This is a genomic window from Paenibacillus germinis, from assembly GCF_013141785.1.
In the GTDB taxonomy this organism is placed as follows: Bacteria; Bacillota; Bacilli; order Paenibacillales; family NBRC-103111; genus Paenibacillus_E; species Paenibacillus_E phytorum.
On the sequence record NZ_WHOC01000041.1, the window covers coordinates 1 to 25,766 of the forward strand.

The following is a 25,766-nucleotide window of genomic DNA, read 5'->3' on the forward strand; positions in this document are numbered from 1 at the left end:
ATAACCTTGCAGCCGCCGTTCGGCGTTTGTTCGCATTGGTAACAAAACATGATACATCCTCCATTCGGTGATTTGCTATTTTCTCTTACACCGATTAGCTTATCAGAAACGGGAGGAAGCTTATGTGACGGAAGTCACAGCACTCAGTATTTGGGAAATCTTATGAGCAAAGTCGACAACATGAAGGGCATGAGGAAATAGAGGGGGAGATAGCTGTCCCAATTTATTCCATTTACTGCACGCATTCTCCACGCCGCCCCTGGAGGTTTTCGCTCCCATGTCGCAACGGGTCTTAAGCCCTCTCATTCGTCATACCTATCCAAGGGGTGGAGGCCGGTCTTTCTAACGGAATGGGTCAATGCCCTTTTGCTGCTAAACGGGCATTATACTGCCGTAAGTTGTTGTGCAACATTTTATTGACTGAATGTTCGTTCAATGATAAAGTATGGTTAAAACCATTATTTGGGGGAATATGAATGGACCTTTATTACGAAGTAACGGGTCATGGAAAACCTGTCGTGATGATTCATGGAGGTGGCTCCGATTCGAGGGACTGGACGTATCTAGTTCCGCTTATGGCAAGCCATTATCAGGTCATCACTTTCGACGGACGAGGGTGTGGGCAGTCTCCATCCCAAACCCAACCTGCTAATTACATTGCAGACGTTCTTAATCTTTTGAATCATTTGCGGATCGAAAAGGCTGCTGTCATTGGCCACTCGATTGGAGGCCAGATTGCAACGGAATTCGCTCTTTCCTATCCTGAACGCCTAGAAGAACTCATCTTAGTTGCTCCTGCTTTGTCGGGATTTGTTCACTCGCCAGACCTGCTCGCATCCTTTCAAAGTATTCAGGCTGCTGCACCGGATGTTTCCAAAATGACAGAGCTTGTTGTCACGTCACCATTTTGTTCCGTAATCAAGAACAGTCCCCATCGCGATTTGATGAGAATCATGACGGAGCATAACATTAATAGAATGTTCGAGTGGGCTGCAATTGGTGCGGTATGGCCTAAGCCTCCTGCCATTGATCGTTTAGATGAGTTAAGAACAAGGACATTGTTTATTCGTGGAACCCTAGATCACGATGACATTTTTACGATCGAAAATCATTTTCGATTGGTTCCGAATATTAAGTTCGTTCAAGTTGCAGGAGGAGACCATATGTTAAATCTTACTCATCCTGAAGATCTTTTCCACCATATAACTGAATTTTTGGAGGATTGACTCACCTGTGCCACGTACCCAAGAAGAGAATGAGCGGATTCGACAGGCTTCTAAAGATAAAATCGAAGCCGCAGCGATGACGATTTTTATAAAGAAAGGCTACCATACCACTTCAATCGATGATGTAGCCAAACAGGCCCAAATATCCAAGGGCTTGCTTTACAATTATTACAAAGGCAAAGAAGAGCTTCTCGCTGCTTTGGTTCAAGTAAGAATCGGAGAACTTGTGGAAGTGATGGAGACTGCCGCTGCGCTCAAGACTCCGGTAGACCAGCTTCGTTATATCGTGGAGGGCGCGTTAGATAATGTATACCGCCGCCCAGACGTATATCGATTTTACTTGAACTTGCAAACACAGCCAGAAGACGATCGTGTCCTTGCGGTCTATGGAGATCAACTTAACGAAGAGTCCCGCATACAGTTTGAACTGCAGTGCAAGATGTTCGAGAATCTTGGGGTGAGAGAACCAAGGTTGAGATCACTTCACTTCTCGGCAACTCTTCATGGTGCGATGCTGATGTTGACTACTTACCCTAATGGATTTCCGGTCAAAGAGATTAAAGAGCAGATCATTCAGGAATATTGCATCTACTCAGCAGAATAATAGTAATCGCAGATAACATTGAGTTAACGGATAACAATAGCACAATATCAACAGGCTGCCGGCTTACTCGGCAGCCTGTTGAACCTTCCTGTAGGGCCTAAAAAATGGTCTTTGTCAAAAAAGGAGCGCCTCGGTATGATGGGTTTGTCCACGGGTTTGAAACCCAACACCATCAAGGAGGCGCTCTTATTATGAAGTTTAAGCAATCAGACGAACAAAATCAACGAATAGAACGAATTACTCCATCTCACTTAGTAATTGGCATCGATATAGCGAAGGATGCACATGTCGCGCAAGCAACGAACTTTCGCGGAATTGTTCTTTCTAAACGACATCTTACGTTTACCAACAGCAAGGAAGGGTTTGAAAGGTTTGGACGTTGGATTAATGAGTTGCAGCAGAAACACCGTTTGAACAACATAATAATTGGAATGGAACCGACGGGGCACTATTGGTTTAATTTAGTGAATTGGCTGGTAGAACAGAGGTTAAGCGTTGTTCTGGTGAACCCTGTTACGACGAAAAGAAACAAGGAGAATAGAGATAATTCTCCTTCTAAAAATGATCCGAAGGACGCTCTAGTCATCGCGGATGTTGTTAGTCGGGGGTATTACTCTGAATACACAAAGCAATCGCATTATTTTGAAAGGATGCGCGTTATCATGAGTGATCGAGAGTTTTGGGTAGCGAATAGCATACGGCTTCAGAACCGAATCATTCGCTGGTTGGATATTCGTTTTCCCGAATATACGTTAGTGTTTTCAGATTGGACCTGCAAGCGATCCTTGGCGACGCTTTATGAATTCCCTGTTCCAGCAGACTTACATGGGGTGACTACAGCGGAAGTCATAGCAAGCTGGAGAAAGCACATGAAACGAGCTGGCGGAACTACAGGGCTAGAGAAGGCTGCACAGCTCATCGCTTCTGCAGCTAGAAGCATAGGAGAAATTGTAGCTACCCACGAAGCTAAACAGGATTTGCGCCGGCTACTCGATGAGTATTGCCGCATAGTCGAGATTCTAGAGATGATTGAGCAAGAAATCTTGGTGCTCCTGGACAAGATACCTTTGGCTCAACAACTTCGCTCCATTCAAGGTCTTGGACCCATCTTCATTGCGGCAATTCTTTCCGGTGCAGGTGATCTAAGCCTCTATTCCCATGGACGACAATTACTGAGAAGAGCAGGCCTGAACCTAGCTGAGAGTATGTCTGGGAAACGGAAGGGGCAGATCGTACTTTCTAAACGTGGAGATGCAACGCTGCGAAAGTATTTGTATTTAGCGACCTTACGTCTTATTGGGAACAATCAGTTATTTCGGAAGTGGCATGAACATAACGTACAGGTAAGGCACATGAAAAAGTACCGTTCAATGTTTAAATTAATTGGTAAGCTAGCACGTATTCTGGTTGGTCTAGCTCAACGAGGAGAGTCTTTTTCTACTGACAAAGCGGTTATACATGACAGTGTAGCTTAAAGTAAATCTATATACGTAGGTTGGTTCATTCGCAGGATTACAAAGAAAGCACGGAGTACCGATTACCCGTTACTTAAGGGCACAGACCCGCATATTGAACTTGATCGTCCTCCACCCCTTGGACAGGTGTAACGAAGGATGGTAAGGGCATAGACCCGTTGAGATCTGGGAGGGTGAACCCCCGAGGGCATTGTGGAGAAAGCGTGCAGTAATTGGAATAATGAGGAAGTTAAGACTTATCCTCTATTTAAGTATGCCTTCATGGCCGTTCGGTGATGTCACTACCACTACTATACCGTTATATCCTTTTTACCAAGAGGGTGTAATCCTGCGAATGAGCGAGTAAACGTGAGAAAATCCCTTAATACCGAGGGAAGTAACGGGCAGGTTTGCGTGGTGTGAATTTTGTTGATCTCAAGCAGTTTAATTGCGGAATTGACAAAAATCATAGAGGTATATAAAGTTATATGCAGTTATGGCCCTAGTTTAAAAGGATCCATTCAGAAAGGGGAAAAATTATCATGAGCTTCGGTACTTTGATAGCCTTTGCCTTCGTTTCGCTTGGTATGGTTTGTTCTCCTGGTCCTAACATGATTTACTTAATTTCTCGTTCTATTACGCAAGGGCGTATGGCGGGACTTATCTCTCTTCTTGGCGTCATGCTTGGTTTTCTTGTTTACATCATTGCAACAATGCTCGGACTCACGATACTTTTTACTGCGGTTCCATTTGTTTTCGAAACAGTCAAAATAGCAGGTGCTGCTTATCTACTCTGGCTTGCTTGGAATGCAGTCAAGCCTGGAGCTACAACTATATTGTCGACTCGAAATCTTCCAATTGACCCGCCAAAGAAGTTATTTCTAATGGGGTTCATGACTAACCTGCTCAATCCCAAGATAGCTATTCTATATGTGTCACTACTGCCTCAGTTTGAAAACCCTGAGCGGGGATCATTGTTTTTTCAAAGCGCGTCTCTAGGTCTAGTTCAAATAACCGTTAGTTTTACAGTCAACCTCTTGATTATACTTACTGCGAGTAGGGTTGCCACATGGTTCGGCACGCGCCCTACGTGGTTATCAGTACAGCGTTGGTTCATGGGGAGTGTCTTAACTGGTCTTGCTGTACGTCTTGTTTTTGAACGCCGGCAATAAGTTGTTTTAAACAAAGGCGATTATTGAAGCGTTGAACTAACGAAAAACGATAGCTCAATGAGGCAGTCTACAACTTTATTATTCGGATTTAACTTAAGCAACACTTCAATACGAAAATGAGTCTAACACTTTTATAAATATCATGCCATTAAAATGACTGGGATTCCTTGATAAATAAGGACTCCCGGTCTATTACTTTATTATCACTGAACAGTAGCGGAGAAATTTATAGCTTTTCACCCAACTCTAATCGAAATATTTAACAATGGAGGCATACATATTATTTATTAAATCCGAATGGTCAAAGTTAGATTTAAACATGAAAGTACACGAAAACAAGCTTACCCTAAGGATAAGCTTGTTTAAAAAAACTGATTTCTATTTTGCAGGCATCTTTCTGTCCTTCGGCGGAAAGTCCATTTGGTTTACCATCTTTCAGAGTTAGAAGACAACTCGGACATCTCTGTTACTGTGGTTGCTGACTATCGTATTGCTTTTTCTTCATTCTTGTGCCCAGTATGATGAGGGCGACATAGATCACGATGGCAATCGAATCTATAAGCGTATTCGTAAGCCCCGATACGTCAAGCAATGCCGTTACACCAAGAATAACCATCAGTCGGACGATCAGGATCGCCGCGATCAGCCATGCGGAAAACCGGATCTTTGATCGTTCGGTTTGGAATGACATGAAAATGAAAGCGATGCCGAAGACCAGATTTTCCGCCGTGATGATGTGCCAGACATACGTGAATACAGTCCGGGTACCCACGGATATCGCCTCAATGTTGAGCGTCGGCAGCACAGAGGATTGCCCGTTCCATGCGTGCGTGACGGCGAACAGCATCGCAAGGACGCCTGCAATCAGATAATAAAAATTCCTAACCTTGATGTTTACCACAACCTCCCTTGGAAATTCCTGGTTCCTCCTTTTGGATATCCTTGTAAATCTCGCGGACGATCTCTGCTAGATGTTGGTCACTTTTGTTATTAAAGTCCCTTAGCGTTTCGGCTGCGACGTCGAGCAGCAGACTGACCTTTTCCAGATGAGCAATCTTTTTGCGCGTTTCTGCGTTCTTGGCATCTAGGAACGCGGCAACCTCTTCGCAGTAAGCGGGGTCGATTTTCTCCATCTTGCGGAAACCAAACTTCCCCCTAATTTCGTCAAGAGAAAAGTCTGCATACTGCATAATCTGAATATTCATCAAGTCGATGAGGTCGTCCTTTGAATACCTGCGGTACCGATTGTCTTCACGGGACGGCGAGACGATCCCTATCCGGTCATAATACCGAAGAGTATCCTTCGGCATCCCAAGTATCCGCGAAACCTCTTGTATAGAATAACGTTTTTCCATGAAATCAGAATATCATTAGAGTTGACTCCAATGTCAAGTTATATTTCATTTTTTTCGCAATAAAAGTTTATGAAACAAATTCTAAGAAGATAGCCGTGAGTGCAAAGTCTGTTTGCACTCAACGTTGACAACCTGAAGCGCTATTTACAAACGGTGATCGTACATCTAAGGAACCAGAATAGAATCTTCGCTTTTGGAGAAGCACAATGAACAGGCCCGCGCACCTGTCCTCATTTAAAATCGCCGATATCCATAACTGCCCCAAACGTCTATTTTCGCGTTATTGTCTCGCTGGAGACTAGCTCATACGAAAGTTCCCATGAAAAAGATGATCGAGTAGAAATGGTGATAAAGGACATGAAGTCTCTAGTGCGGTAATATGAATCTGGAATTACTTCTTGTTATTACGCTAACGCAGAACGTTAGTGAAGGAGCTTGCCTCGGCAGCTCCTTTTTTTGTTCATTAAAGTAACGGATAGCGCAGCAAACGTTTTGAGATTATGATACGGTTCACCGTAATGTATCTAAACACAAAACACTCCTAACAATGGAGTGGATTCTTTGGATAGAAACTTTTAGTTTATTGGGAAATAAAATTGTATATAAATACGTTATAACGTATAATTATTCATTATATGTACGGAGGTATATGCTATGAAAGTATTTGTTGATGGCCAGTACGGGACGACGGGATTAAAAATACATGAAAGACTTAACCAACGAAACGATGTTGAACTTCTATCGATTTCGGAGGAGCATAAGAAGGATCCCGGGATCCGAATAAAGTTAATGAATGAAGCAGATATTGTATTCTTGTGTCTACCAGACCAGGCTGCCCGAGAAGCCCTAACACTCATTATGAATCCTAATACCCGGGTTATTGATAGCAGTACGGCTTTTCGTACCAAAGATGCGTGGACCTATGGCTTGCCAGAATTATCGGCTTTACAAAGGTGCGAGATAACCAACGCTGCTCGTGTGTCAGTGCCAGGTTGCCACGCTACTGCATTTGTGCTTGCGATTAATCCACTTGTCCAAAGGGAAATCCTTCCACGTGGTTATCCGGTTTGTTGCCACTCATTAACGGGTTATAGTGGTGGGGGCAAGGCATTAATTGAACAATACGAGACAGGTAGTTTTAGTGATGTAATCGACAGCCTAAGGCACACACAGCACTATAGTTTAAACTTGGATCATAAGCATTTACCTGAAATGAAGAAATTTACGGATCTTGAGTTCCAGCCTGTATTCCTTCCGACTGTTTGCAATTTTTATAATGGTATGGTTGTGACGGTTCCTTTGGTTACTCGTTTGCTTATTAATCAACCTAGCCTTCAGGAGATACATACTGCCCTCACAGACTATTATCAAGGAGAAACGTTTGTAAAAGTCATCCCGCTTGATGATACTAAGAGAAATTCCCAGTATGCTCTTGATCCGACACTATGCAACGGAACCAACTATTCTGAGATTTTTGTCCTAGGGAATGACGATCAAGTTCTTGTCGCATGCAGACTGGACAATCTCGGGAAGGGTTCATCGGGAGCAGCAATTCAATGTATGAACATAATGTTGGGACTTGATGAGGGATTGGGGCTTATCTTGTAAAACTTGCCGTTACAGACAGCACGGAGAACCGTAGCACAGAGGAAACTACGTCATTCCGCTAGCAAGGAACGAGAGTTCAATATAATTCACCATGGAGCTGCCCATGGAACGATGCCAGCAGCTCCATAGAGCTATTAAGCAGGTCAGTTACATGTGTATGCCGAAAAATGTGCTAAAATCGTGAGGTTTATTTCATGTAAAATGGATAAAGAGCTGGACGTGGCAGTTTTGGAAATTAAACAGAACAAATGGTAGATGAAGTTCATATAAAAGACGTATGTTAGCTGAAAGTACCCTAAGGTGGATGGAGAGAAGTTATGAAACCTAAGTTAATTGTATTGGATTTAGATGGTACTCTTCTAAATTCAAAAAAACAAATATCTAAAAGAAATTTATTTGCTTTACAGAAGGTGAAAGCTGAGGGTATTAATATAATTTTTGCAACAGCCCGTCCGCCAAGGGCCGTGAAATATGAAGATATAAATTTGTTTTCTTTTGGAACGGTGGTTTTTTATAATGGCGCATTATTTCAATGCAATGTTACAGATCGGGAAATTCACTATTCAATATCAAAAGGATTAGTTGGTTCTATTTTCGATTATTGCCTATCGGTAGACCCTGAAGCCAATATTAGTGTTGAAGTCAAGGATGAATGGTTCACTTATAAATTTTTAGATTATCGAGAAATGATGAAGATTACAACAAACCCAACAATTATTAGTAAAGAAATACTAAAAACCTATGATTGTACGAAAATCCTTATTACTGATTGTAATGATTCTGAACATATAATTAAAAAGTTTGGAGACCAGGTTAATATTTTGAGCACAGATGATGGAAAGTTGATTCAAATAATGTCTGTAAAATCGTCTAAAGAACTCGCTGTTAAATATTTGAGTGAATCGCTAGGTTATAAAATGAGTGATGTTATGTGTTTTGGAGATGACTTTAATGATTTAGGATTGTTTCAATCCTGTGGTATATCAATAGCCATGGGGAATGCAATTAAAGAATTAAAAGAGATTGCAACGGAAATAACAGAAACGAATGATAATGATGGAGTTGCTTTAATTTTAGAGAAAATCCCAGGTATTTCGCAGATGCAGGCTAACTTCGAGTTAATACCTATTCACTCTGCAGGTCATTCCGCTAACGGAAACGATAGTTAAAAAAAGAGAAGTTTCATCAAAGCACAATCCAAGCGGTTGTGCTTTTCTTATGTCCATGAGAGTGTGCAGATGGCTTGGATGCTTTGATAAATTAACATAAAAAAGGTGAGATACAAGGGGGGAAATTAAACAGATACTATAACCATTGATATTTTATAATGTAGTACTGATGCAAACAAATTTTATAAGTTTAAATCCTACTATGCAGGCTGCAATTGTGTCAGCTATCGTAGCACTAATTACAACCATTTTAGGAACGCTTTTTAGCATATCTTTGAAATCTTTCTTCGACAACAGATCTCTTTCCTATAAACTAAAGAAAGAGTATAGCTATGAGCAAAAGAAGAAATTACGTGAGTTAATCGGTAGTTATCAGGGAAGGGTTTTAGAAGCAGCAACTGAACTGCATTATCGTTTGTTAAATTTATATGAAAATGAAGAAAAGGGGTGGTTGGCTAATGAATCATACTATCATAAATCAACCATGTACCGCTTCCTTCGTGTATTAACAATCGTTCGAATGTTTGAAAATGAAGCTATATACATCGACTCACAGATCGGAAACAGAAAAGACATTGAGTTCTTAATGTTTCTAAAAGCCCTACATTGGATTTGCACGGATGTCAGATTATTTGACGGTGTTCCCTACAATAGTAAGTATGATCATTTTTATAGTGATCATTTACGTAGTATGTGTGATAGATTCGTAGATGATGGGAAAGTTATTACGTTGGAAGATTTTGATGCCAGGTTGAAAGATTTCTCTTCCCTTTCTGAATTTTTCAATGGTATGAATCGACTTGAAGACAGATTGCGTTGGGATCGTATTGTGGTACTTCATTTGATTTTAATAGCATTTATCAACACTATAGGGTATGACTTTCAGAAATGTGGATCGGGGAAGGTATTAGAAGTAATTCAAAATGTACGTCATTTTGGAATTTTAGAAAACATACCCGAAGTGATCAAAACATTAGTGAAACAGAAAGAAGCCAAGAATGTCATCCGTTTAACTGTAAAATTTTTAAAGAAAAACTCTATACAACTACCACCCAAGCCCTAAGCTAATGGATAACATTACTTGAAATACGGCAAGAAGCTGAGGCAGCCTGCTTTTTTTCATAGAACTAAAAGGCAGTTTAACGTGGTGGCTTGTCTGAGATGGAAACTATATACTTTTTCAAAATCCAATGTTTAATGAACTAAAATCGATGAATCAAAAGTGAGCAAGGGCGTAAGTACAAATGTGCTTACGCCCTTGCTCGTGTTTCAACTTGCATCTCAAGTTAGGAGAAAAGTAGATGAATTCAAAATTAGGTTTCAAAGAATCAGATCGTATATTGAAATCGCATTGGATCTGTGTCACGAGTATCAACTTCCCTTTAATTTACCTAGAAGGATACTGCAGCCATTTTTTAATAAAGAACAAAAGGAAAGGTTTTCGAAAAGAATCTCCTCGGCCGAAAGGCGCGGTATTTTATTAATTGATGATATGATTTCTCTTCCGTATTGCTTTAACACGCATGTAGAGTATGAGACAGTGAAGGCGCAGTTTATGAATATGATAGAAAACTTGAAGCCTGGTATCACTCAGTTGACAGTACATCCCGCTATAATAACTGAAGAATTAAAACGATTAACAAACTGTTATTTTGAGAGGGAGATGGAATTCCGCTTACTCTGTGATTTAGATATTATGCAGTTTTTAAACAAGGAAAACATCAAACTCATTTCATGGAAGGACATCCGTGACAAACAACGTTAGACGAAGAACGTTACACGCAGCGCATCTATTCCTCATGAAAGATCGCCAAAGCTGTCCTTGAAAACATTCTGTTTAAGTGGATTGCGGCAGCATCCGGCATTTCGGCTTGGCGAGCAGGGGAGGATTCCTATAACTGTTTTGTACATCCACTTTGATTGGAGTGATTGGAGAGTGATAATATAAACACCGACTGTGGTTATGAGCCATCTACGGCAATGATCCACCCCATATGGTTCATTCGGTATTGTCATTGGTATAAGCAGTAAAAACATTGTCTACTGAACAAAGCAAAAAAACGCATTGTCTGCGGTCTGCGACAGAGCGTTTTTTTGCTTTTGTATTTCTATTTTATTGTTATTATAGCTGCTCATTGAAGCTAGCCCTATCAATCGTTCATTTCTGCTATGTCGAGCTGGCGAAGACGAGTTTGTTCGGCTATCATGTCGATCTCGGTGATTTTCCCATCCACAATCTTGAGTTCGAGTACGAAAAGTAGTCGACCGCGAGGAGCCACGACTGCGCCCACAGATCCGTTCACGAGCACCGGCCGTGCACCTTGGGCACGACCAACAAATCCCATGGCCACATCATGCGCACCGTGAACAACTGGCCATGCGGCGACCGGTGGAAATGCAGGATCGTTTCGGAGCACGACATCGGGGTCTAATACCGCAAGAAGTTTCTCGAAATCTCCTGAGCGCGACGCAGCTAGGAAAGCATCTACAAGCTCCCGTTTTCGCTTGAAATCCTCTGAATCAGCGGTCGTTTTCGCCCCCTGAACCCGACGACGCGCACGACTCGCAAGTTGTCTTGCTGCAACTTCGTTACGCCCTATGATCGGGGCGATGTCCGAGAAAGACAAGGCGAAAATATCGTGCAATACGAACGCAATGCGTTCGGCGGGATTCAAATTTCCGAGGACCATAAGCATCGCAAGACCAACAGAGTCAGCCAGCAGTGCTTCGTGCTCGGGATCGCTTCCATCTTGGCGGCTAGCAACCGGCTCAGGTACACTCACTAGCGTAAGCTCCTCACGCCGCGATTTGCGAGATCGCAACATATCCAGACACACCCTGGAGACTATTGTTGTCAGCCATCCTCCCATATTCTCGACTCCACTAGTATCGGAGCGGCTAAGGCGTATCCATGACTCCTGTACAGCGTCATCCGCTTCGCTCAGAGATCCGAGCATCCGGTAAGACACCACTTGCAGATGATTCCGATGCGCCTCGAATTGTTCCACAAGCCAATGATGATCGTTCATACGTTACGTCCCTTCCTTCGTTTTCATTTTTACTTATATGTCGTATGAAACTCAACAGATGTGACAGAGATGTACGATATCTGCAGTTTTTTCTGAGTTACGCATCCAAAAAATTTTTTTCACCGAATCGGTCACGTTTCCTCACTGACTTCCGACATAATTAGTGACAAGGGAAATCGGCCACTACGAAATAAGAGGCCATACCGGGTGTCCTGGCAAAAAAACATATAAACTAAGGAGATGATTGTTGTGAGTACGAGTTTGATCCCTTTTCTTGAAATGAACGGCAGCGCTAATGAGGCTATTGATTTTTACGTGAAAGCGCTGGATGCCAAGGTTGTCTATACGTTGCGATTCGGCGATTTGCCGGGAAATCGGGAATCTCCGCTGCCTCCAGAAAAGAAAGATTTGATAAGCTACGCCATCTTGAAAATCGGCGAATCGGAGCTTCAGCTCACCGACAATGTTACCGGCAGCAGCTACCAGAAGGGAACGCAAGTGACCATCGTTGTTCAAACCAATGACAAAGACAAGGCTACCCAATATTTTGAAGCACTGAAGCAGAGAGGTCAAGTAAATGAGCCGCTGCAGGCAAGTTTTTTCAGTCCCGCTTACGGCAATGTAACGGATAAATTCGGCGTCACGTTCCGAATTCTCACAAGAGGACAGCAGTGATCAATCACTGTTACTTAAAATAAGGGGAGGAAATCCTAATGACTGTTCTTTTCATCGTTCTTCAAAGCTTGCTGGCCTTATACTATGTATTTTCAGGCACTGCAAAGACCATAGGGGCCAAGTATTGGGTCGATATTTTCAACAATCTTAGAATACCACAGTGGTTTCGTGTCGTCACAGGCGTCGTCCAGTTAGTCGGTGCCGCTATACTCATCATCGGCTACTGGTATTCAGATGCGGTCACGTGGGCTTGCATTTGGCTTGGAATTACGATGTTACTGGCGTGTCTCGCGCATTTCAGGGTCAAAGATCCGATCGGCAAAACGGCACCGGCCCTCATGTTTACTGCGTTAATCATCATTCTAACCATCGTTAATGCGGCGGTCTGATACTTCCCTTTTCTTAAGAAAGCATCATCTAAATTTATTAACTCTTAAACCAAGAGCTTGCCCTAAGTCGGGTAAGCCTTTTTGTTTTCTAAGTCGAGGGGGTTGAAACACGTCGTCGGCCAAATAGTTTTGTTGAGCTCTAACGGGAAGGATAGTTCAATCACCTCGCGAATATAAAAATATAAATATTTAGCGATGGTCAAAAACAGCCAAGGAGGATACGTAGTATGAACTTGACCAAATTAAGGAGGACCATTAGATGACTACAAAAAATCCCGAATGGCAAATCCCGAAGCCAAAGAAATCAGTAATAGAGTGGCTGCTTGGCGGGGACCCTGCGATCCGTTGGCAGGTGATGCGTGACCTAACCGAAGAGCCCGATGACTGTGTTGCCGCAGAGCGGTCGCGGATTGTCTCGGAAGGTTGGGGTGCCCGGGTCCTCGGCCTGCAATCTTCCGAGGGCAACTGGGGCGGTGACGCCGACGCACGGAACTGGTTGTGCACGAGCTACACCTTGCTGCTTTTGAAGGACCTAGGATTGGATCCGTCGGGTGAGGAAGCCCGCAGATCGATCGGCCTAGTGCGTGACAACATCACCTGGCCGCAGCAAATGGGCGGCCTGCCCTACTTCGACGGCGAGACCGAGCCCTGTGTCAATGGTTGGATCCTTGGAGTGGGTGCCTACTTCGGAGAGGCAAGCGGTCGGCTAGTCGATCGACTCCTCGGTGAGCAGCTTGAGGACGGAGGCTGGAATTGCAACGCCCCTCAAAGTCGACGTTCCTCGTTCCACAGTACCATATGAAGGACTATTAGAGTACGAGAAGGCTAAGGGTGAAACTGCTGCGGTGACCGAAGCCCGCGTCCGGGCACAAGAGTATCTTCTGGAGCGTCGCATGTTGAGGTCCTTGTCATCCGGCGAGGTGATCGATCCCAATTGGACGCGTTTCTCGTTCCCGACCACGTGGCATTACGACGTGCTGCGGGGTCTGGATTACTTACGCAGCGCCGGTGTCGAACCCGATGAACGGGTCACCGAGGCCGTCGGTCTAGTGGTGAAGAAACAAGACCAAAACGGGAAATGGCCGCTCGAGAACTCTCACCCCGATCGAGTTCACTTCGACATGGAAGGTGTGGAAGGCGAGCCTAGCCGCTGGAACACTCTCCGCGCCTTACGAGTGCTGGACTGGTATTCAACACGACACTAATGTATCCGATGGAAGAGGGCCTTAGACGGCTCTTTTTTTATTTATTGTACATACGAGCAGCATAGTTTAATCCCTTCGCGAATATTTCAATTATTGAGTACCAAATTTCCCGTTATTACCAATTAAAAATAACTATTAGAATTGAGTGATTTTGGGAGAAGGGGGAGAAAATCGTGAAGAAACAAGGTCTTATTTTTATTATGCTATTTTTAGTGCTCTCGTTGTCAGCCTGTTTGTCGTCAAAAGTCGCTTTAAACACGCCGAATCCATCGGAACCGCCATCAACGTCTGCACCAGAAATCACGCCCACGCCCACACCCATATCCGCGCCATCGCCCTCAGATTCACCGCTCGCGGTGTCGCCAACACCTGCAGCAAGTCAAGCACCTGCATTTGATCCCCCAGTACACTTCGATTATCCAGATGCAGTACGTGGAATTTATGTAACAGGTTGGTCAGCTGGGGGGAGCCGTATGTCTAAACTTCTGTCACTTGTTGATAACACAGACCTAAATGCAATGGTGATAGATATAAAAGATGATGATGGCTATATCACATTTAAACCTGAGGGCAAATTTGCAGAATTTGGCCAACCTTACATAAAAGATCCCCAAGCACTCATGAAAACTCTTGAACAGCTTAAAATTTATCCTATCGCACGTATTGTAGCCTTTAAAGATACGGTTTTGGCGAAAAAACGTCCAGACCTCTCTTATTTAGACGGCAACAGTGTTTGGCGTAATGGAAAAGGTGACGGGTTTATCAACCCATTCCTTCAAGAAACATGGCATTATAATGTTGATGTTGCAAAATTAGCTGCAGAAATTGGGTTTAAAGAGATCCAATTTGACTATGTTCGATTTCCGGAAGGCTTTGAAAGTAGGGATAAAGTTCTTAAATATTCATTGGGCGATTACAAGGATAAAAAACCAACTAAGTTTGTGCAAGAAGAAAAAGATTATACGGAAGCCTCTAAGAAATATCAAGACGATTTGACTTCTTTACAAATAAAGTTGACAGATGCTACGAATACCTACAATTCAGCAAAAACCGATGAAAATAAAAAAGCACTGGACGATACTCAAAAGAGCATGTCTGATCTAAAAAAACATGCACCCCAAGCACCGGATTTTAGCGATAAAGCACGTATGACACAGCTTCGTGTTGATGCTGTCAGCGACTTTGTCGCATATGCCGGAGAACAACTAAAACCGTATAAAGTAAAAGTGTCTGTTGATATCTTCGGATATACGGCTACATTGCCTGAAGCTCCAGGTATCGGTCAGAACTTTAACCGCATTTCTAGCTCAGTAGATGTAATTTCGTCTATGATTTATCCAAGTCATTGGTCTAATGGTTATTTCGGAATTCCAAAACCAGATAAAGACCCCTATAGACTTGTTGCCGAATATATGAAGGCTGAAAAAGAGAAGTTTGCACAGCTCCAGACTCCCCCCTTATCACGTCCTTGGATTCAAGATTTTACAGCAAGCTGGTTAGGTGCTGGCAATTATATTAAATATGGCAAGGCTGAAGTAGATGCACAAATTAAAGCCTTAAAAGATGCTGGTGTTAATGAATACCTAATCTGGAATGCTAACAATTCCTACACAGAAGGTGTAACCTATATACCTGCTGAATAACACAAAGACAAGGCTGCCTCGGAACCAACCGGGCAGCATCTGAATCTAAATATGTAGACGATTTTGAACTTCGAGCAGTCTATTCAGTTAAAGGGTAAAAATACAACTGAAGGAATTTCGGGAAATATGGGGAATTTTATCTTTATCCCATGTGGGAGATTATCGCAAAAGTGAGGGAGATACAATGAGTCAAACCGCAAATAAATTGGAAATAGAAGTAACAAAAAAAGTGCGGATGAAATACCTCTTACACTTGCCAGATTGTTATGAAAAAGAATCCTCAATTAAGTGGCCTTTAATCTTATTTCTTCACGGGTCAGGTGAGCGTGGAGATGATCTGGAGTTGGTAAAAGCTCATGGAATTCCTATGATAGCAGAACGGGATCCTTTTTTTCCATTCATTACAATTTCCCCTCAATGCCCGGAGGATTCTTTTTGGAATGCTGAACAAGACGGATTGATGGCCTTAGTGGATGAGATTATCGCAAACTACAACGTAGATCCAGATCGGTTATACTTGACGGGGCTAAGCATGGGTGGTTATGGGACGTGGCACTTAGCAGCAGAGTATCCAGGAAGGTTCGCGGCTATCGCTCCAATATGTGGTGGAGGTAACCCCAACCGGATAAATGAACTAACAGGAACGCCCACCTGGGCATTCCATGGCGCGAAGGATGATGTAGTTCCTATTGCTGAATCGGAAAAAATGGTAGACGTACTTCGCGCAAATGGTGGAAATGTCACTTTCACCATTTATCCTGAGATGAATCATAACTCATGGACAGAAACATACGATAATCCGGAATTATATACCTGGTTTCTAGGTCATTCTTTAACGTTAAGGAAATGAAGTTGTTTTTACATTAACGAGAAACGATAGTAAAGGAGCTTGCTCGCAGCAGCTCCTTTTTTTGCTTAAATGAAATAACGGGGGGAGTTTAACACTATACTTGAAGCGGTATCTTTTGATCATTTTTCCAGCCAAATTTGTTTGAAGTCAATCCAGCCGTTAGAGTTGAATGAAGCGCCTCTAACCGAAGGATGCATATAAGTATTCAGCTGCCGATGGTGCAGGAAAATGATATGGCACTCTTCCCTAAGCCGTGTCTCAATATCGCGCATGTGGCTTCTACGGGCTTGAACGCTGTCAGAGCCAAGAGCCAAGTCAATCTTGGCAAGAATCCAGCATTTGAGTGAAGGAGTCAGATAAGTACTGGAGATGCATTCCTCATGTTCATACATGTCGATCTCGCAGACGTCATCTTCGGCTAGAATGATTCCCGAAATAGTGAAATCGGCGCTAGATATGATTTTAGGATCTAAAATTTGCGTCCAATTCGCCAAAAACAGCTCGACAGCAATGCCAAAGTTAGTCATGCGCGTTGCGATCCATCGTCCGTCTCGTTCATACTTTTCGTGTACGACAAGTCGAAGCTCGGTCCCGTCGTAGCCGGATTGGGACAGTGCATGATAGATTTCCGGATCGGTTGCAGTTTTGCGCTCATATTGCAAGCTGTCTTCAGGGCGTAAAGAATAAGCAGGCAGCACGCGTTCTCCGCCTAGTTCGGCTTGCATAGCCACGGGATCGAGCAAGAGACTTACGGCTTTGCGGAAATTCTCGTTCTGTGTCCACCCCTCTTTATTCCCGTTCCATGTCATCATCGTACAGCCGTTGCATAACCGGACGAGAGATTGCCATTTTTCTTCTGGATTCTCTTCCTGCTCCGATTTATCCCCATCTTGAGTTTGCATCACGGAAGGCAAGCCAATTGTAGACACCTGTTGGCAATCTTCCGGCATGATGATGATATCGACGTCATCCAGGTAGGGTCTTCCCGCATAATAGGAAGTATTGGCAGCCAACTCGATGCGATGTGGAGAAAAGGAGATCAGTTGGAAAGGTCCAGTGCCCGTCGGCAGTCGCCAATAGTCATCTTCACTGTGTCCGTTCAAATCCAGAGGTAAGATGGAAGAAGCAGCTGCACATAAAAAACGGTCAAAAATCCGATTCGGTTGCGAGAGTACAAAACGCACAGTACGCGGTCCGAGAGCTTCCACAACCGAAAGGCTTCTCATCATCCAGCGGTTTGGCATGTTTTGAGAGCGAAGCCGTTCGAAGGTATAGACTACATCCTGAGAGGTCAGTTCACGACCTGAATGGAACAAGACACCTTTGCGCAAATAGAAAGTCCATTCCATTGCCTGCGAATCTGTGTTCCACGCATGAGCAATTCCGGGAACTATCCGATCTACTGTCTCGTCATACGTGACGAGACGATCGAAGATTTGCCGGATGATGTGTGAGTCGAAGGCATAATTCACTATAGCAGGATCGAGTGTTTGGACGCTGCGGTAGACGGGAAAACGAAGCGTATCGCATTCAGTAAGACCTCTCACCGTTTCCTTCTGATAGCCGAATCTCCCCCTCAGCCATTCGATGAACTTGATCTTGGCTTCTGTTCCTTCACCGTAACTGCTGAGCACTTCGAACGATGTGCGGTAATCGCCTTGATCTGCTTTGGACGTAGCCAGGTTGAGCAAGAAGTTTTCTTTATGCACCTTGAAAATTATGTGTGATCGATTACCGCGACCGCGGCCCGGCAGCCAATTTATGAGACACTCTTCCTCTAATTTCTTCAGCACAAGTTTCACGTTCCTTGACGTGCAGAATAGCGCATTTGCCAACTCTTCTAGAGTTGCCTCCACAGGTTCGCCATTCGAGTTTCCACCGCCAAAACGGTCGTATAAAGTCAGATAGCGTTCAGCTATCAGCATGCCGATCACCCCTTTGGTCGCTAAAAATACAGAGAATCGTAGTAGATTATTGAAGTATAACATTTTAGGATATCTGAGACTACGGCCCAATTTCGGCAGATATAAATTAAAAGGTATAGAGCATTTCTTGGTAATGAGGAATGCTTTTTATCTTTGTCTAAAATTTAAGGGATATGTATATAACAACAATAATATAATTATAATCGGTAATTATATATTGTAAAACGATAAATCATGTATTAAAATCAAATTGACAATAACTAAGTGAGGTGCATTTTATGAAACGAGAAACACTCTTTTTAAAGGTAGTTGTTTTTCTTATTGGAATTCCGATTCTTGCTTTGTGTATATTTTTGGTGCCAGAGATAGCGAATTTTGCAGCAGAATTGTATCCAGATCATACTTATATGAAATATCTCGTTTTAATCGATTTGTATGCAACGGCGATACCTTTTTACTTTGCTTTGTATCAAGCTTTTAAACTTTTAAGCTATATTGACAAGAACAAAGCTTTCTCGGAATTATCTGTACAAGTTTTAAAGAATATAAAATACTGTGCAATCACAATCAGTATCCTATATGTGGTAGGCATGCCACTCTTCTATCTTATAGCAGAGAAAGACGATGCCCCAGGTATCATAGTAATCGGAATGGTCATTATTTTTGCCTCCATGGTGATTGCAGTCTTTGCTGCTGTTCTTCAAAAGCTTTTAAAAAATGCCATAGATATAAAATCAGAAAATGACTTAACGGTCTGAGGTGAATAACATGGCGATTATCATCAATATTGATGTGATGTTGGCTAAACGGAAAATGAGCGTAACAGAACTTTCGGAGAGGGTTGGAATCACGATGGCTAATCTCTCTATATTGAAAAATGGCAAGGCAAAAGCGATTCGATTATCCACTTTAGAGGCGATTTGTAAGGCTTTAGATTGTCAGCCTGGGGATGTTTTAGAATACAGAAGCGATGAAGGGGAGGTATAACCATGGGCATTAACAATCTGATTATTGAAAATATAGCTAATCCCCAAGAGCTGGAGAGAATGTTTAGAAAAGAACCCGAAGCTTTTACAAAGTCATTCTCCTACGCCTGGGAACAAAACCCTGATTCGCAGGTTCTTGCTGTTTGGTATGAAAGATTGCATTTCAAGGAGACTGTACATACAGAAAAAGCTTCCTTGTTTCAGAAAGATTTCTTATCCATGGGGATTTTAGCAATTCTGGCCGGGATTAGCACAAGGATCATTTTTCATTTTGTCGAACAGCAAGCTATAGCCCCTATTAACCTTGTATTTGGTATTCTTCCCTTAATTGCCATCTATTTTGTTTTCAATAATTTCCCTAAAAAAAATGTTCTGTACACCCTAGTATCGTCATTCCTAATCTCCGGGTTTTATCTGAATATGCTGCCACTAGAGCAAAAAGACAGTATTATCCTGGCGTATATACACCTTCCCATATTCTTGTGGGTAGTATTAGGGCTTGCATTTACAGGAAATGAATATGGCAGAGGCAGCATAAGATTAGCCTATCTTAAATTTAATGGGGAACTTTGCATACTCTACGCCAGCATGGCAATTAGCGGAATGCTGCTAACAGGATTAACTATGCAGTTATTTAGATTTGTCGGCATGGATATATCTGAATTCTATTTTAAAAATATCGTTTTATTTGGTGCTGCCGCGCTCGCTCTTGTGGCTACATACCTCGTATCTAGGAACCTTAAACTTGCTAAAAATATAGCACCCTATATAGCCAAAATTTTTAGTCCTCTTGTACTGGCAACATTGTTGGTCTATCTTATAACGGTTATTTGGGTCGGGAAAAATCCATTCTTGGACCGCAATTTCCTCATATCTTTCAACGGAATACTCCTTAGTGTATTGGCCGTCACCATATTCTCCATTACCGAAAGCGGCACAGACGAGAAAAAGAACATTTCTGATTATATAAATTTTGCCCTAATTGTTCTTGCTCTTATCATTGACAGTGTGGCTTTATCAGCCATAGTGTTCAGGCTTTCTTCTTATGGGATTACGCCCAACAGACTTGCTGTTTTAGGCGTAAACATACTGATCTGGGCCAATCTAATTTGGATTATGCTCTCCTATATGCGTTTTCTACAAAACAAAACCGGACCGTTGGCCATCCAAGATGCCGTTACTAAGTATTTGCCGGTCTACGGACTTTGGGCAGCTTTCGTTACATTTACTTTTCCTTTAATTTTTTATTAGAAAGGCTCTGTTAATGTAATTTCGAACCTAACTTAGTAAGCCTATTTCCTTGCAGCGGCTCCTTTTTTGTTCATTCAAGGGACGGGCAGATTAGCGCAACAATATATCATTCAAATCAAGCCAATTTGTAGTAAAATAAGATGATTAATTCTGTAAAGAAGAGGACTCGAATTATGCCTGATGTAACCTTTTACCGCGATGATGCGCTGCCTTTCTTGGAAGCAAAGAGATGTCTGAAGAGCGATTTTGCCTATCAAAAGCATTTCCATGAGGAATATTCGATTGGGTTAATTGATGAAGGTGAAACGAATGCTTGGTGTGACGGAACAATGCATTATGTTGAAAGGGGACGGCTGATCAGCTTTCCGCCAATGATGCTGCATGCATGTTACCCCGATACGGGCGTAGAATGGAAATACAAGATGCTGTTCATTCATCCAAATTGGTTCCAGGGACTCAAGCAACGGGAGCTTGATCAGCTTCATATCCCGTTCTTATTGGGAGAGGGTAAAAATAAAGCCTGCCGTGTACACATCAACCGTACGATGGAGGCACTTACCAGAACCTCCTCTCCGATTGAGATCGAAACTGCTTTAATCGACCTGGTACAAGCACTCGTTAGTCAGAACACCTCCGATCTTGAACATGAAACACACCAAGGAAAGCAAGACCAGAAATACGTTAAACTTATAAAGGAATACATACATGCACATTTTTCCGAACAGATAACGTTGGAGAATTTGGAGAACGAAGCTGGAATCAGCAGATTTCATCTCATTCGTATTTATAAGAGGTGGAGTCATCTGCCCCCGCATGCTTATCAAAACTTACTGCGAATTAATCATGCGAAGTCGGAATTGATGAAGAAACGATCGATAGCCGAAATTGCAGTAGAAGTGGGCTTCTATGACCAGAGTCACTTCGCGAAAACATTTGACAAGATAGTCGGGACTACACCGCATAAATACGCCTTATCAATTTAAAAAAAGAGCAATTATTTACAATACCAGCCTCCTTCATCCTAGTATACTGGGTGTAACTTGAAAGAGGGAGAGTTGACATCATGTACCAAGTATCAGATTTGGAAAAACAATTTACAGCTGCACTAAAATCTATCGCGCGCCGTTCAGACCTAAAATCTTATGTGGAGCAGACACCACAAGTGAATCGGCTGTTACGTCTTACGGCTGATAGATATGTAACGGGTGAACATCGCAAAGACGGACTCAATGTGGGACGCAAGTTATTGGCTAAAGGTTACGCAGTATCCATCGAGTATATTGGTGAAAATACAACTGTTGCCACTGAATGTGAAGCAGCCGCATTGGAGATGATGGCCCTGATCCATGACTTAAGCCAAGGCGGGGTCCCAGCTCGTGTATCATTCGATCTATCACATATCGGGCTTTCCTTGGATAAGGAGTTTGCTTTTTCACATCTGATGAATCTAGCTGAGCAAGCCCAGGAAGCTGGGGTTGAATTATTCATTAGTATGGAAGAGTCCAGCAAGACAGATGACATACTATCTGTTTATGAGCGAGCAGCCTCTTTTAATCCGAACATTGGCATTACTTTGCAGGCGCACTTGACACGAACGCCACAGGATTTGGCTGCTATAGTTGCCTCACCTAGTCGTATACGCATCGTCAAAGGCGCCTATCAAGAACCGGCTGACTGCTCGATCCCTCGATCTTCAACGCTTAGTGATCGTTATTTGGAACTTGTTGAAAGCACGATTCGCCAAGGACACCGTGTGTCTATCGCTACCCATGATGAACATATAATCGAAGAAGTGCTGGAGCGTGGCTGGTTATCCAACTCAGATGTAGAATTCGAAATGTTGTATGGAATTCGTCCGGATTTGAGCAGCAGTCTAAAAGCAGCTGGGCATCCAGTAAGGATCTATCTTACATATGGGCATCAATGGTTTTTGTACTTGTGTCATCGGATTGCCGAATACCCGCCGAATCTTTTTCAAGCTGTGATGGATATGGTAAGTAATGAGGAAGTTGAGGTTGAGGTTATTAAAGCGTATGGCTAAAAAGGATATTGTTGAAAGCAGGTACTTATCTTGACTAAGCGATTCGCAGGACTTTTTTCAATAATTTCTACTCTTCTCTTGATTTTGAAAGACGTTTTAATAGTCAAAGGTAAAATAGCCAAGATTAATGGTAATATTACTAGTCAATTCAGAAGGAATAATTATTCAGTGGGAATGAGCAAGGCATTAATTAACATGGAAAAAGAACATTACGCTATAAGCAAGCAACGAAAAAGCAGCCGATCATGGCTGCTTTTTCTTTTTCAAGTAAACTTACCACGGAATCGAAAATCTATGGCGCGTACTTTTCCAATTCAACGTACCCGTCAATATGAGTGCGGCGAAATAGAGAAACAAGGAAGAGACGATTGAAGTGATTACGCACCATAACTGTGGCATACCGTGGCTGGCAACATAGTTATAGGTCCAGTGTCCGCATATCACCATCAGCATCATGCAGATCCCAACCTTGACATAAGGACGAATACTCCAATAAAATCCGATCGAGCTTGAGATGGAAAAGAAGTTTAGCAGTGTTTGCATCACAATACCGATACCGATGCCGAATGCAACGCCAATAATACCAAATTGGCTGCCAAACACGAAGATAGAGACACCCTTGAATACGGTGGCTATTACGTAATTCCACAACGTAGCTTTCGCGCGGCCGAGCCCGAGCAGAATCGCATGAAGCGGAGCGTCGAAATAATGCAGGAAAAACATCGGCGCCAGTATTTTCAGAAGCAATCCTGCTTCCGGCGCATTATAGACAAGTGTCGTTAGTGGAGTTGCCCACTCGTACAGGATAACGGTCGCCGGCGCGCCGATCAGGAGTCCCAAGATCATAGCCTGATTCATCCGCTCATGAATGAGCAGACTGTTCTTGTTCGCCGCTGCCTCGCCAATCGCAGGAATAAGAGCGGTGGACAAGGACTGTGTGATAAAGCTTGGCATGAACAGCAGCGGAAACGCATAGCCGGCCAGCTGGCCGAATTGCTTCGTGGCTAACGCCGTGCCGATGCCGGCCAGCCCCAGGCTGGTTGTAATAAGAAGCGGCTGGAAGGTGCTGTATAACGAATGAATGACACCGTGCCCGGTCGTCGGCAGTCCGATCTGCAGCAGCTCGCCGAGTGTGCTTCTTCCTTCTTTCAGGTGGCTTGCCCAAGTCTCGCCCGGCAACTTCGATTCACCGTATAGCTTGTAGCTTGTCACCAGGAATAGGAGGCTGACCGCTTCGCTGACAACAGAGGCAGCCATTGCTCCGGCAGCCGCATAAGCGACGCCGTAAGGCAGCAATAGGTGAACCAGCGCAAGTACACAGGCGATTTGCACCGTATGCTCCAGCACATCGGAAGCTGCAATGGTCTTCATCTGCTGCATGCCGCGGAAATATCCCTTTAATACGGCGGAGACAGCGACGATCGGCGCGATCGGCGTAATCGCCAGCATCGCGTAATAAGCGCGTTGGTCGCTTAGCAGAATGGATGCGATCCACTCAGATCCAAGTAACGATATGGTCGTGAGCGCTACGCTCAAAACGCCCGTAACAGCGAGGGATACATGCAGGATGCGCCTTACTTTCACCCGTTCGCCGCGAGCGTTGGCCTCTGCGACCAACTTTGAAATTGCCACCGGCAATCCAAGCTCCGTAATCGTAATGACGAGCGGGACGAGCGGATGCGCCATCATCAAGATGCCGATTCCCTCTGCGCCCAGTACGCGAGCGATATACATGCCGCTGATAAAACCGAGAATACGGTTGATGAAAGCAGCGACAGACAAGACCAGCGTACCTCTCATGAACGATTGCCCATGTTGTGACATGACTTGTGTCCTCCTGTTTATCGAATACTTAAATGTATTCAAAAATTGGAAAAGCATGCGAACAAGCCGGTGTAAGTGTTGTCACACATTGCTAACAAACGTTTTCATGCGGAGTTTAAAAATGCTGTTGACAGGACACTAAATGGTGTCCTATAATCAAAGTGTCACTAAATGGTGTCTAATTAGCAATAAGTCAAGTGGAAGGTTTGTAACCTGAATAAGTTTTACTTGAATCAACAATTATGAGGAGGAAACAAAATGAGTACGATCATTGGTATGGAAACAACCGCGAAAGTAGAAACCCAGCCCCGAGGAAAAATGATTGCTTATTGGACAGTCACATTACTACTCGCAGCATCTATTACGTTAAGTGGTATTGGGCAACTGATGCGATATGGGGGAAATGTCGAGTTAGTGACTAATATTGGTTTCCCATTATACGTCACGAACATTCTCGGGAGTTGGAAATTACTTGGAGTCATTGCTATCGTCGTGCCAGGTTTTCCTCGGCTTAAAGAATGGGCTCATGCTGGTCTCTTCTTTTTAATGACTGGTGCGGCATTATCTCATGCGTTTGCTAACGATTATGGTGATTACGGGTTTCATATTATCCTTCCGCTTTCATATGCGGCACTAAATATCGCCTCGTGGGCGCTACGTCCAAAGAGCCGCAAACTTTAAGGAGGTGGTGAAATCAACGGCTGTCCCTTCGTACCACTAATAGATTTCTACTACAGAAAATAATATTTAGGCGGGGGTGCTATGAGCGAGAATAACCAGTTGCGAGATGTGTTTGACGCGATTGCAGATCCAACTAGGCGCAGACTGATTCGTTTGTTAGCAGAGGCAGAGGAGATACCGCTTCATGAATTAACGGCACAGTTTCCAATGGGCCGTACAGCGGTATCCAAGCATTTGACAATCCTTAAAGAGGCCGGACTGGTACTTGATCGAAAAGTCGGCAGAGAAACACGATTTAGGTTAAACGCCGCTCCACTCAGAGAAATTCAAGATTGGGTGGCTTTCTACAGCAATTTTTGGCGTACGAATATGTTGCGCTTGAACCAACTATTAGAGGAGGAAGAAGAATGAGTTTAACATTAACCTTGGATTTTCAGTACAAGACATCGATTGAGAAGCTTTGGTCCGCCTTAACCGATTCAAGCAAGCTTGCCAAGTGGGTGGTCAACATCCACAACGGTCAGGCGATGGATAATGATTTTGAGCCCGTCGTAGGACACCGTTTTCAGTTTCGCACTCAGCCGTCTGAATATTGGGATGGCATTATTAACGGAGAAGTGCTTATCGTGGACGCACCAAACCGGGTGTCCTATACTTGGGCCAGCGGAGGGGAGAAGCA

At 43.4% G+C, this 25,766-nt stretch carries 27 protein-coding genes; 22 read left to right on the plus strand and 5 right to left on the minus strand.

The genetic code is table 11. The features are described 5' to 3' along the window. The first annotated feature begins 476 nt into the window (after positions 1-476). The 4 genes from GC102_RS08170 to GC102_RS08185 all read left to right on the plus strand — a co-directional run bounded on the left by GC102_RS08170 (position 477) and on the right by GC102_RS08185 (position 4,456). Positions 477-1,226, plus strand: coding sequence for an alpha/beta fold hydrolase (locus tag GC102_RS08170; RefSeq protein ID WP_171689052.1), 750 nt, complete (start codon positions 477-479; stop codon positions 1,224-1,226). A 7-nt stretch (positions 1,227-1,233) separates the two neighbouring features. Next, positions 1,234-1,830 (plus strand): TetR/AcrR family transcriptional regulator, encoded by a 597-nt coding sequence (locus tag GC102_RS08175; protein WP_171689053.1) that lies wholly within the window; start codon positions 1,234-1,236, stop codon positions 1,828-1,830. 191 nt (positions 1,831-2,021) lie between these two features. Continuing rightward, a complete protein-coding gene (locus tag GC102_RS08180; protein WP_171689054.1) occupies positions 2,022-3,305 on the plus strand; it encodes an IS110 family RNA-guided transposase in 1,284 nt (427 codons plus the stop codon). 518 nt (positions 3,306-3,823) lie between these two features. Beyond that, complete coding sequence (locus GC102_RS08185) at positions 3,824-4,456, plus strand: LysE family translocator (protein ID WP_171689076.1); 633 nt, start codon at positions 3,824-3,826, stop codon at positions 4,454-4,456. Between the two features lie 466 nt (positions 4,457-4,922). Here GC102_RS08185 and GC102_RS08190 read toward each other — a convergent pair whose 3' ends face one another. Both GC102_RS08190 and GC102_RS08195 read right to left on the minus strand, forming a co-directional pair. Next, a complete protein-coding gene (locus tag GC102_RS08190) occupies positions 4,923-5,357 on the minus strand; it encodes a hypothetical protein (protein ID WP_171689055.1) in 435 nt (144 codons plus the stop codon). After that, on the minus strand, positions 5,338-5,811 hold the full coding sequence (locus tag GC102_RS08195; RefSeq protein ID WP_171689056.1) for a MerR family transcriptional regulator: 474 nt from the start codon (positions 5,809-5,811) through the stop codon (positions 5,338-5,340). The genes GC102_RS08190 and GC102_RS08195 overlap by 20 nt, the downstream gene beginning before the upstream one ends. A gap of 654 nt (positions 5,812-6,465) precedes the next feature. Between GC102_RS08195 and argC the strand changes: the two genes are divergently transcribed. The 4 genes from argC (at position 6,466) to GC102_RS08215 (ending at position 10,353) form a co-directional block, all read left to right on the plus strand. Continuing rightward, positions 6,466-7,419 (plus strand): N-acetyl-gamma-glutamyl-phosphate reductase, encoded by a 954-nt coding sequence (gene argC / locus GC102_RS08200; protein WP_171689057.1) that lies wholly within the window; start codon positions 6,466-6,468, stop codon positions 7,417-7,419. 317 nt (positions 7,420-7,736) lie between these two features. Next, positions 7,737-8,588 carry a Cof-type HAD-IIB family hydrolase gene (locus GC102_RS08205; protein ID WP_171689058.1) on the plus strand — a complete coding sequence of 284 codons (852 nt, stop codon included), beginning with the start codon at positions 7,737-7,739 and terminating at the stop codon, positions 8,586-8,588. A gap of 217 nt (positions 8,589-8,805) precedes the next feature. Beyond that, positions 8,806-9,651: a hypothetical protein gene (locus GC102_RS08210; RefSeq protein ID WP_171689059.1), complete on the plus strand. Its 846-nt coding sequence runs from the start codon at positions 8,806-8,808 to the stop codon at positions 9,649-9,651. Positions 9,652-9,852: 201 nt separating this feature from the next. Continuing rightward, on the plus strand, positions 9,853-10,353 hold the full coding sequence (locus GC102_RS08215) for a ChbG/HpnK family deacetylase (protein ID WP_312883196.1): 501 nt from the start codon (positions 9,853-9,855) through the stop codon (positions 10,351-10,353). Between the two features lie 385 nt (positions 10,354-10,738). Here GC102_RS08215 and GC102_RS08220 read toward each other — a convergent pair whose 3' ends face one another. After that, a complete protein-coding gene (locus GC102_RS08220; protein ID WP_171689061.1) occupies positions 10,739-11,617 on the minus strand; it encodes a sigma-70 family RNA polymerase sigma factor in 879 nt (292 codons plus the stop codon). 240 nt (positions 11,618-11,857) lie between these two features. On the opposite strand from GC102_RS08220, the gene GC102_RS08225 reads away from it, so the two are divergent. From GC102_RS08225 to GC102_RS08245, 6 genes are all read left to right on the plus strand, one after another. Next, positions 11,858-12,292, plus strand: coding sequence for a VOC family protein (locus GC102_RS08225; protein ID WP_216627986.1), 435 nt, complete (start codon positions 11,858-11,860; stop codon positions 12,290-12,292). Between the two features lie 38 nt (positions 12,293-12,330). Beyond that, on the plus strand, positions 12,331-12,681 hold the full coding sequence (locus GC102_RS08230) for a DoxX family protein (RefSeq protein WP_171689063.1): 351 nt from the start codon (positions 12,331-12,333) through the stop codon (positions 12,679-12,681). Between the two features lie 259 nt (positions 12,682-12,940). Then, positions 12,941-13,483: a hypothetical protein gene (locus GC102_RS39045; protein ID WP_216627987.1), complete on the plus strand. Its 543-nt coding sequence runs from the start codon at positions 12,941-12,943 to the stop codon at positions 13,481-13,483. 43 nt (positions 13,484-13,526) lie between these two features. Continuing rightward, complete coding sequence (locus GC102_RS39050; RefSeq protein ID WP_216627988.1) at positions 13,527-13,886, plus strand: hypothetical protein; 360 nt, start codon at positions 13,527-13,529, stop codon at positions 13,884-13,886. A gap of 173 nt (positions 13,887-14,059) precedes the next feature. Beyond that, positions 14,060-15,529 (plus strand): putative glycoside hydrolase, encoded by a 1,470-nt coding sequence (locus GC102_RS08240; RefSeq protein WP_171689064.1) that lies wholly within the window; start codon positions 14,060-14,062, stop codon positions 15,527-15,529. Positions 15,530-15,713: 184 nt separating this feature from the next. Then, the gene (locus GC102_RS08245) at positions 15,714-16,379 is read left to right on the plus strand and encodes a carboxylesterase family protein (RefSeq protein ID WP_171689065.1); all 666 of its coding nucleotides are present in this window, start codon (positions 15,714-15,716) and stop codon (positions 16,377-16,379) included. A 119-nt stretch (positions 16,380-16,498) separates the two neighbouring features. On the opposite strand, the gene GC102_RS08250 is transcribed toward GC102_RS08245, so the two are convergent. Then, positions 16,499-18,304, minus strand: coding sequence for an SgrR family transcriptional regulator (locus GC102_RS08250; protein ID WP_171689066.1), 1,806 nt, complete (start codon positions 18,302-18,304; stop codon positions 16,499-16,501). Between the two features lie 278 nt (positions 18,305-18,582). Between GC102_RS08250 and GC102_RS08255 the strand changes: the two genes are divergently transcribed. The 5 genes from GC102_RS08255 to GC102_RS08275 all read left to right on the plus strand — a co-directional run bounded on the left by GC102_RS08255 (position 18,583) and on the right by GC102_RS08275 (position 22,582). Beyond that, positions 18,583-19,062: a DUF2975 domain-containing protein gene (locus GC102_RS08255; RefSeq protein WP_171689067.1), complete on the plus strand. Its 480-nt coding sequence runs from the start codon at positions 18,583-18,585 to the stop codon at positions 19,060-19,062. Between the two features lie 10 nt (positions 19,063-19,072). Then, positions 19,073-19,291, plus strand: coding sequence for a helix-turn-helix domain-containing protein (locus GC102_RS08260; protein WP_171689068.1), 219 nt, complete (start codon positions 19,073-19,075; stop codon positions 19,289-19,291). 2 nt (positions 19,292-19,293) lie between these two features. Then, positions 19,294-20,541 (plus strand): DUF4153 domain-containing protein, encoded by a 1,248-nt coding sequence (locus tag GC102_RS08265; protein ID WP_171689069.1) that lies wholly within the window; start codon positions 19,294-19,296, stop codon positions 20,539-20,541. 173 nt (positions 20,542-20,714) lie between these two features. Continuing rightward, positions 20,715-21,524: a helix-turn-helix transcriptional regulator gene (locus tag GC102_RS08270; RefSeq protein ID WP_171689070.1), complete on the plus strand. Its 810-nt coding sequence runs from the start codon at positions 20,715-20,717 to the stop codon at positions 21,522-21,524. Between the two features lie 80 nt (positions 21,525-21,604). Next, the gene (locus GC102_RS08275; RefSeq protein ID WP_171689071.1) at positions 21,605-22,582 is read left to right on the plus strand and encodes a proline dehydrogenase family protein; all 978 of its coding nucleotides are present in this window, start codon (positions 21,605-21,607) and stop codon (positions 22,580-22,582) included. 273 nt (positions 22,583-22,855) lie between these two features. Here the strand turns inward: GC102_RS08275 and spoVB are convergent, their stop codons facing one another. Further along, positions 22,856-24,406: a stage V sporulation protein B gene (spoVB, locus tag GC102_RS08280; RefSeq protein ID WP_171689072.1), complete on the minus strand. Its 1,551-nt coding sequence runs from the start codon at positions 24,404-24,406 to the stop codon at positions 22,856-22,858. Positions 24,407-24,664: 258 nt separating this feature from the next. On the opposite strand from spoVB, the gene GC102_RS08285 reads away from it, so the two are divergent. The 3 genes from GC102_RS08285 to GC102_RS08295 form a co-directional block, all read left to right on the plus strand. Further along, complete coding sequence (locus GC102_RS08285) at positions 24,665-25,087, plus strand: DoxX family protein (protein WP_171689073.1); 423 nt, start codon at positions 24,665-24,667, stop codon at positions 25,085-25,087. Between the two features lie 81 nt (positions 25,088-25,168). Then, positions 25,169-25,498, plus strand: a complete 330-nt coding sequence (locus GC102_RS08290; protein WP_171689074.1) for an ArsR/SmtB family transcription factor — start codon at positions 25,169-25,171, stop codon at positions 25,496-25,498. After that, positions 25,495-25,766, plus strand: a 272-nt coding sequence (locus tag GC102_RS08295; RefSeq protein ID WP_171689075.1) for an SRPBCC family protein, incomplete at its 3' end; no start/stop codon positions are given. The genes GC102_RS08290 and GC102_RS08295, both read left to right, overlap by 4 nt.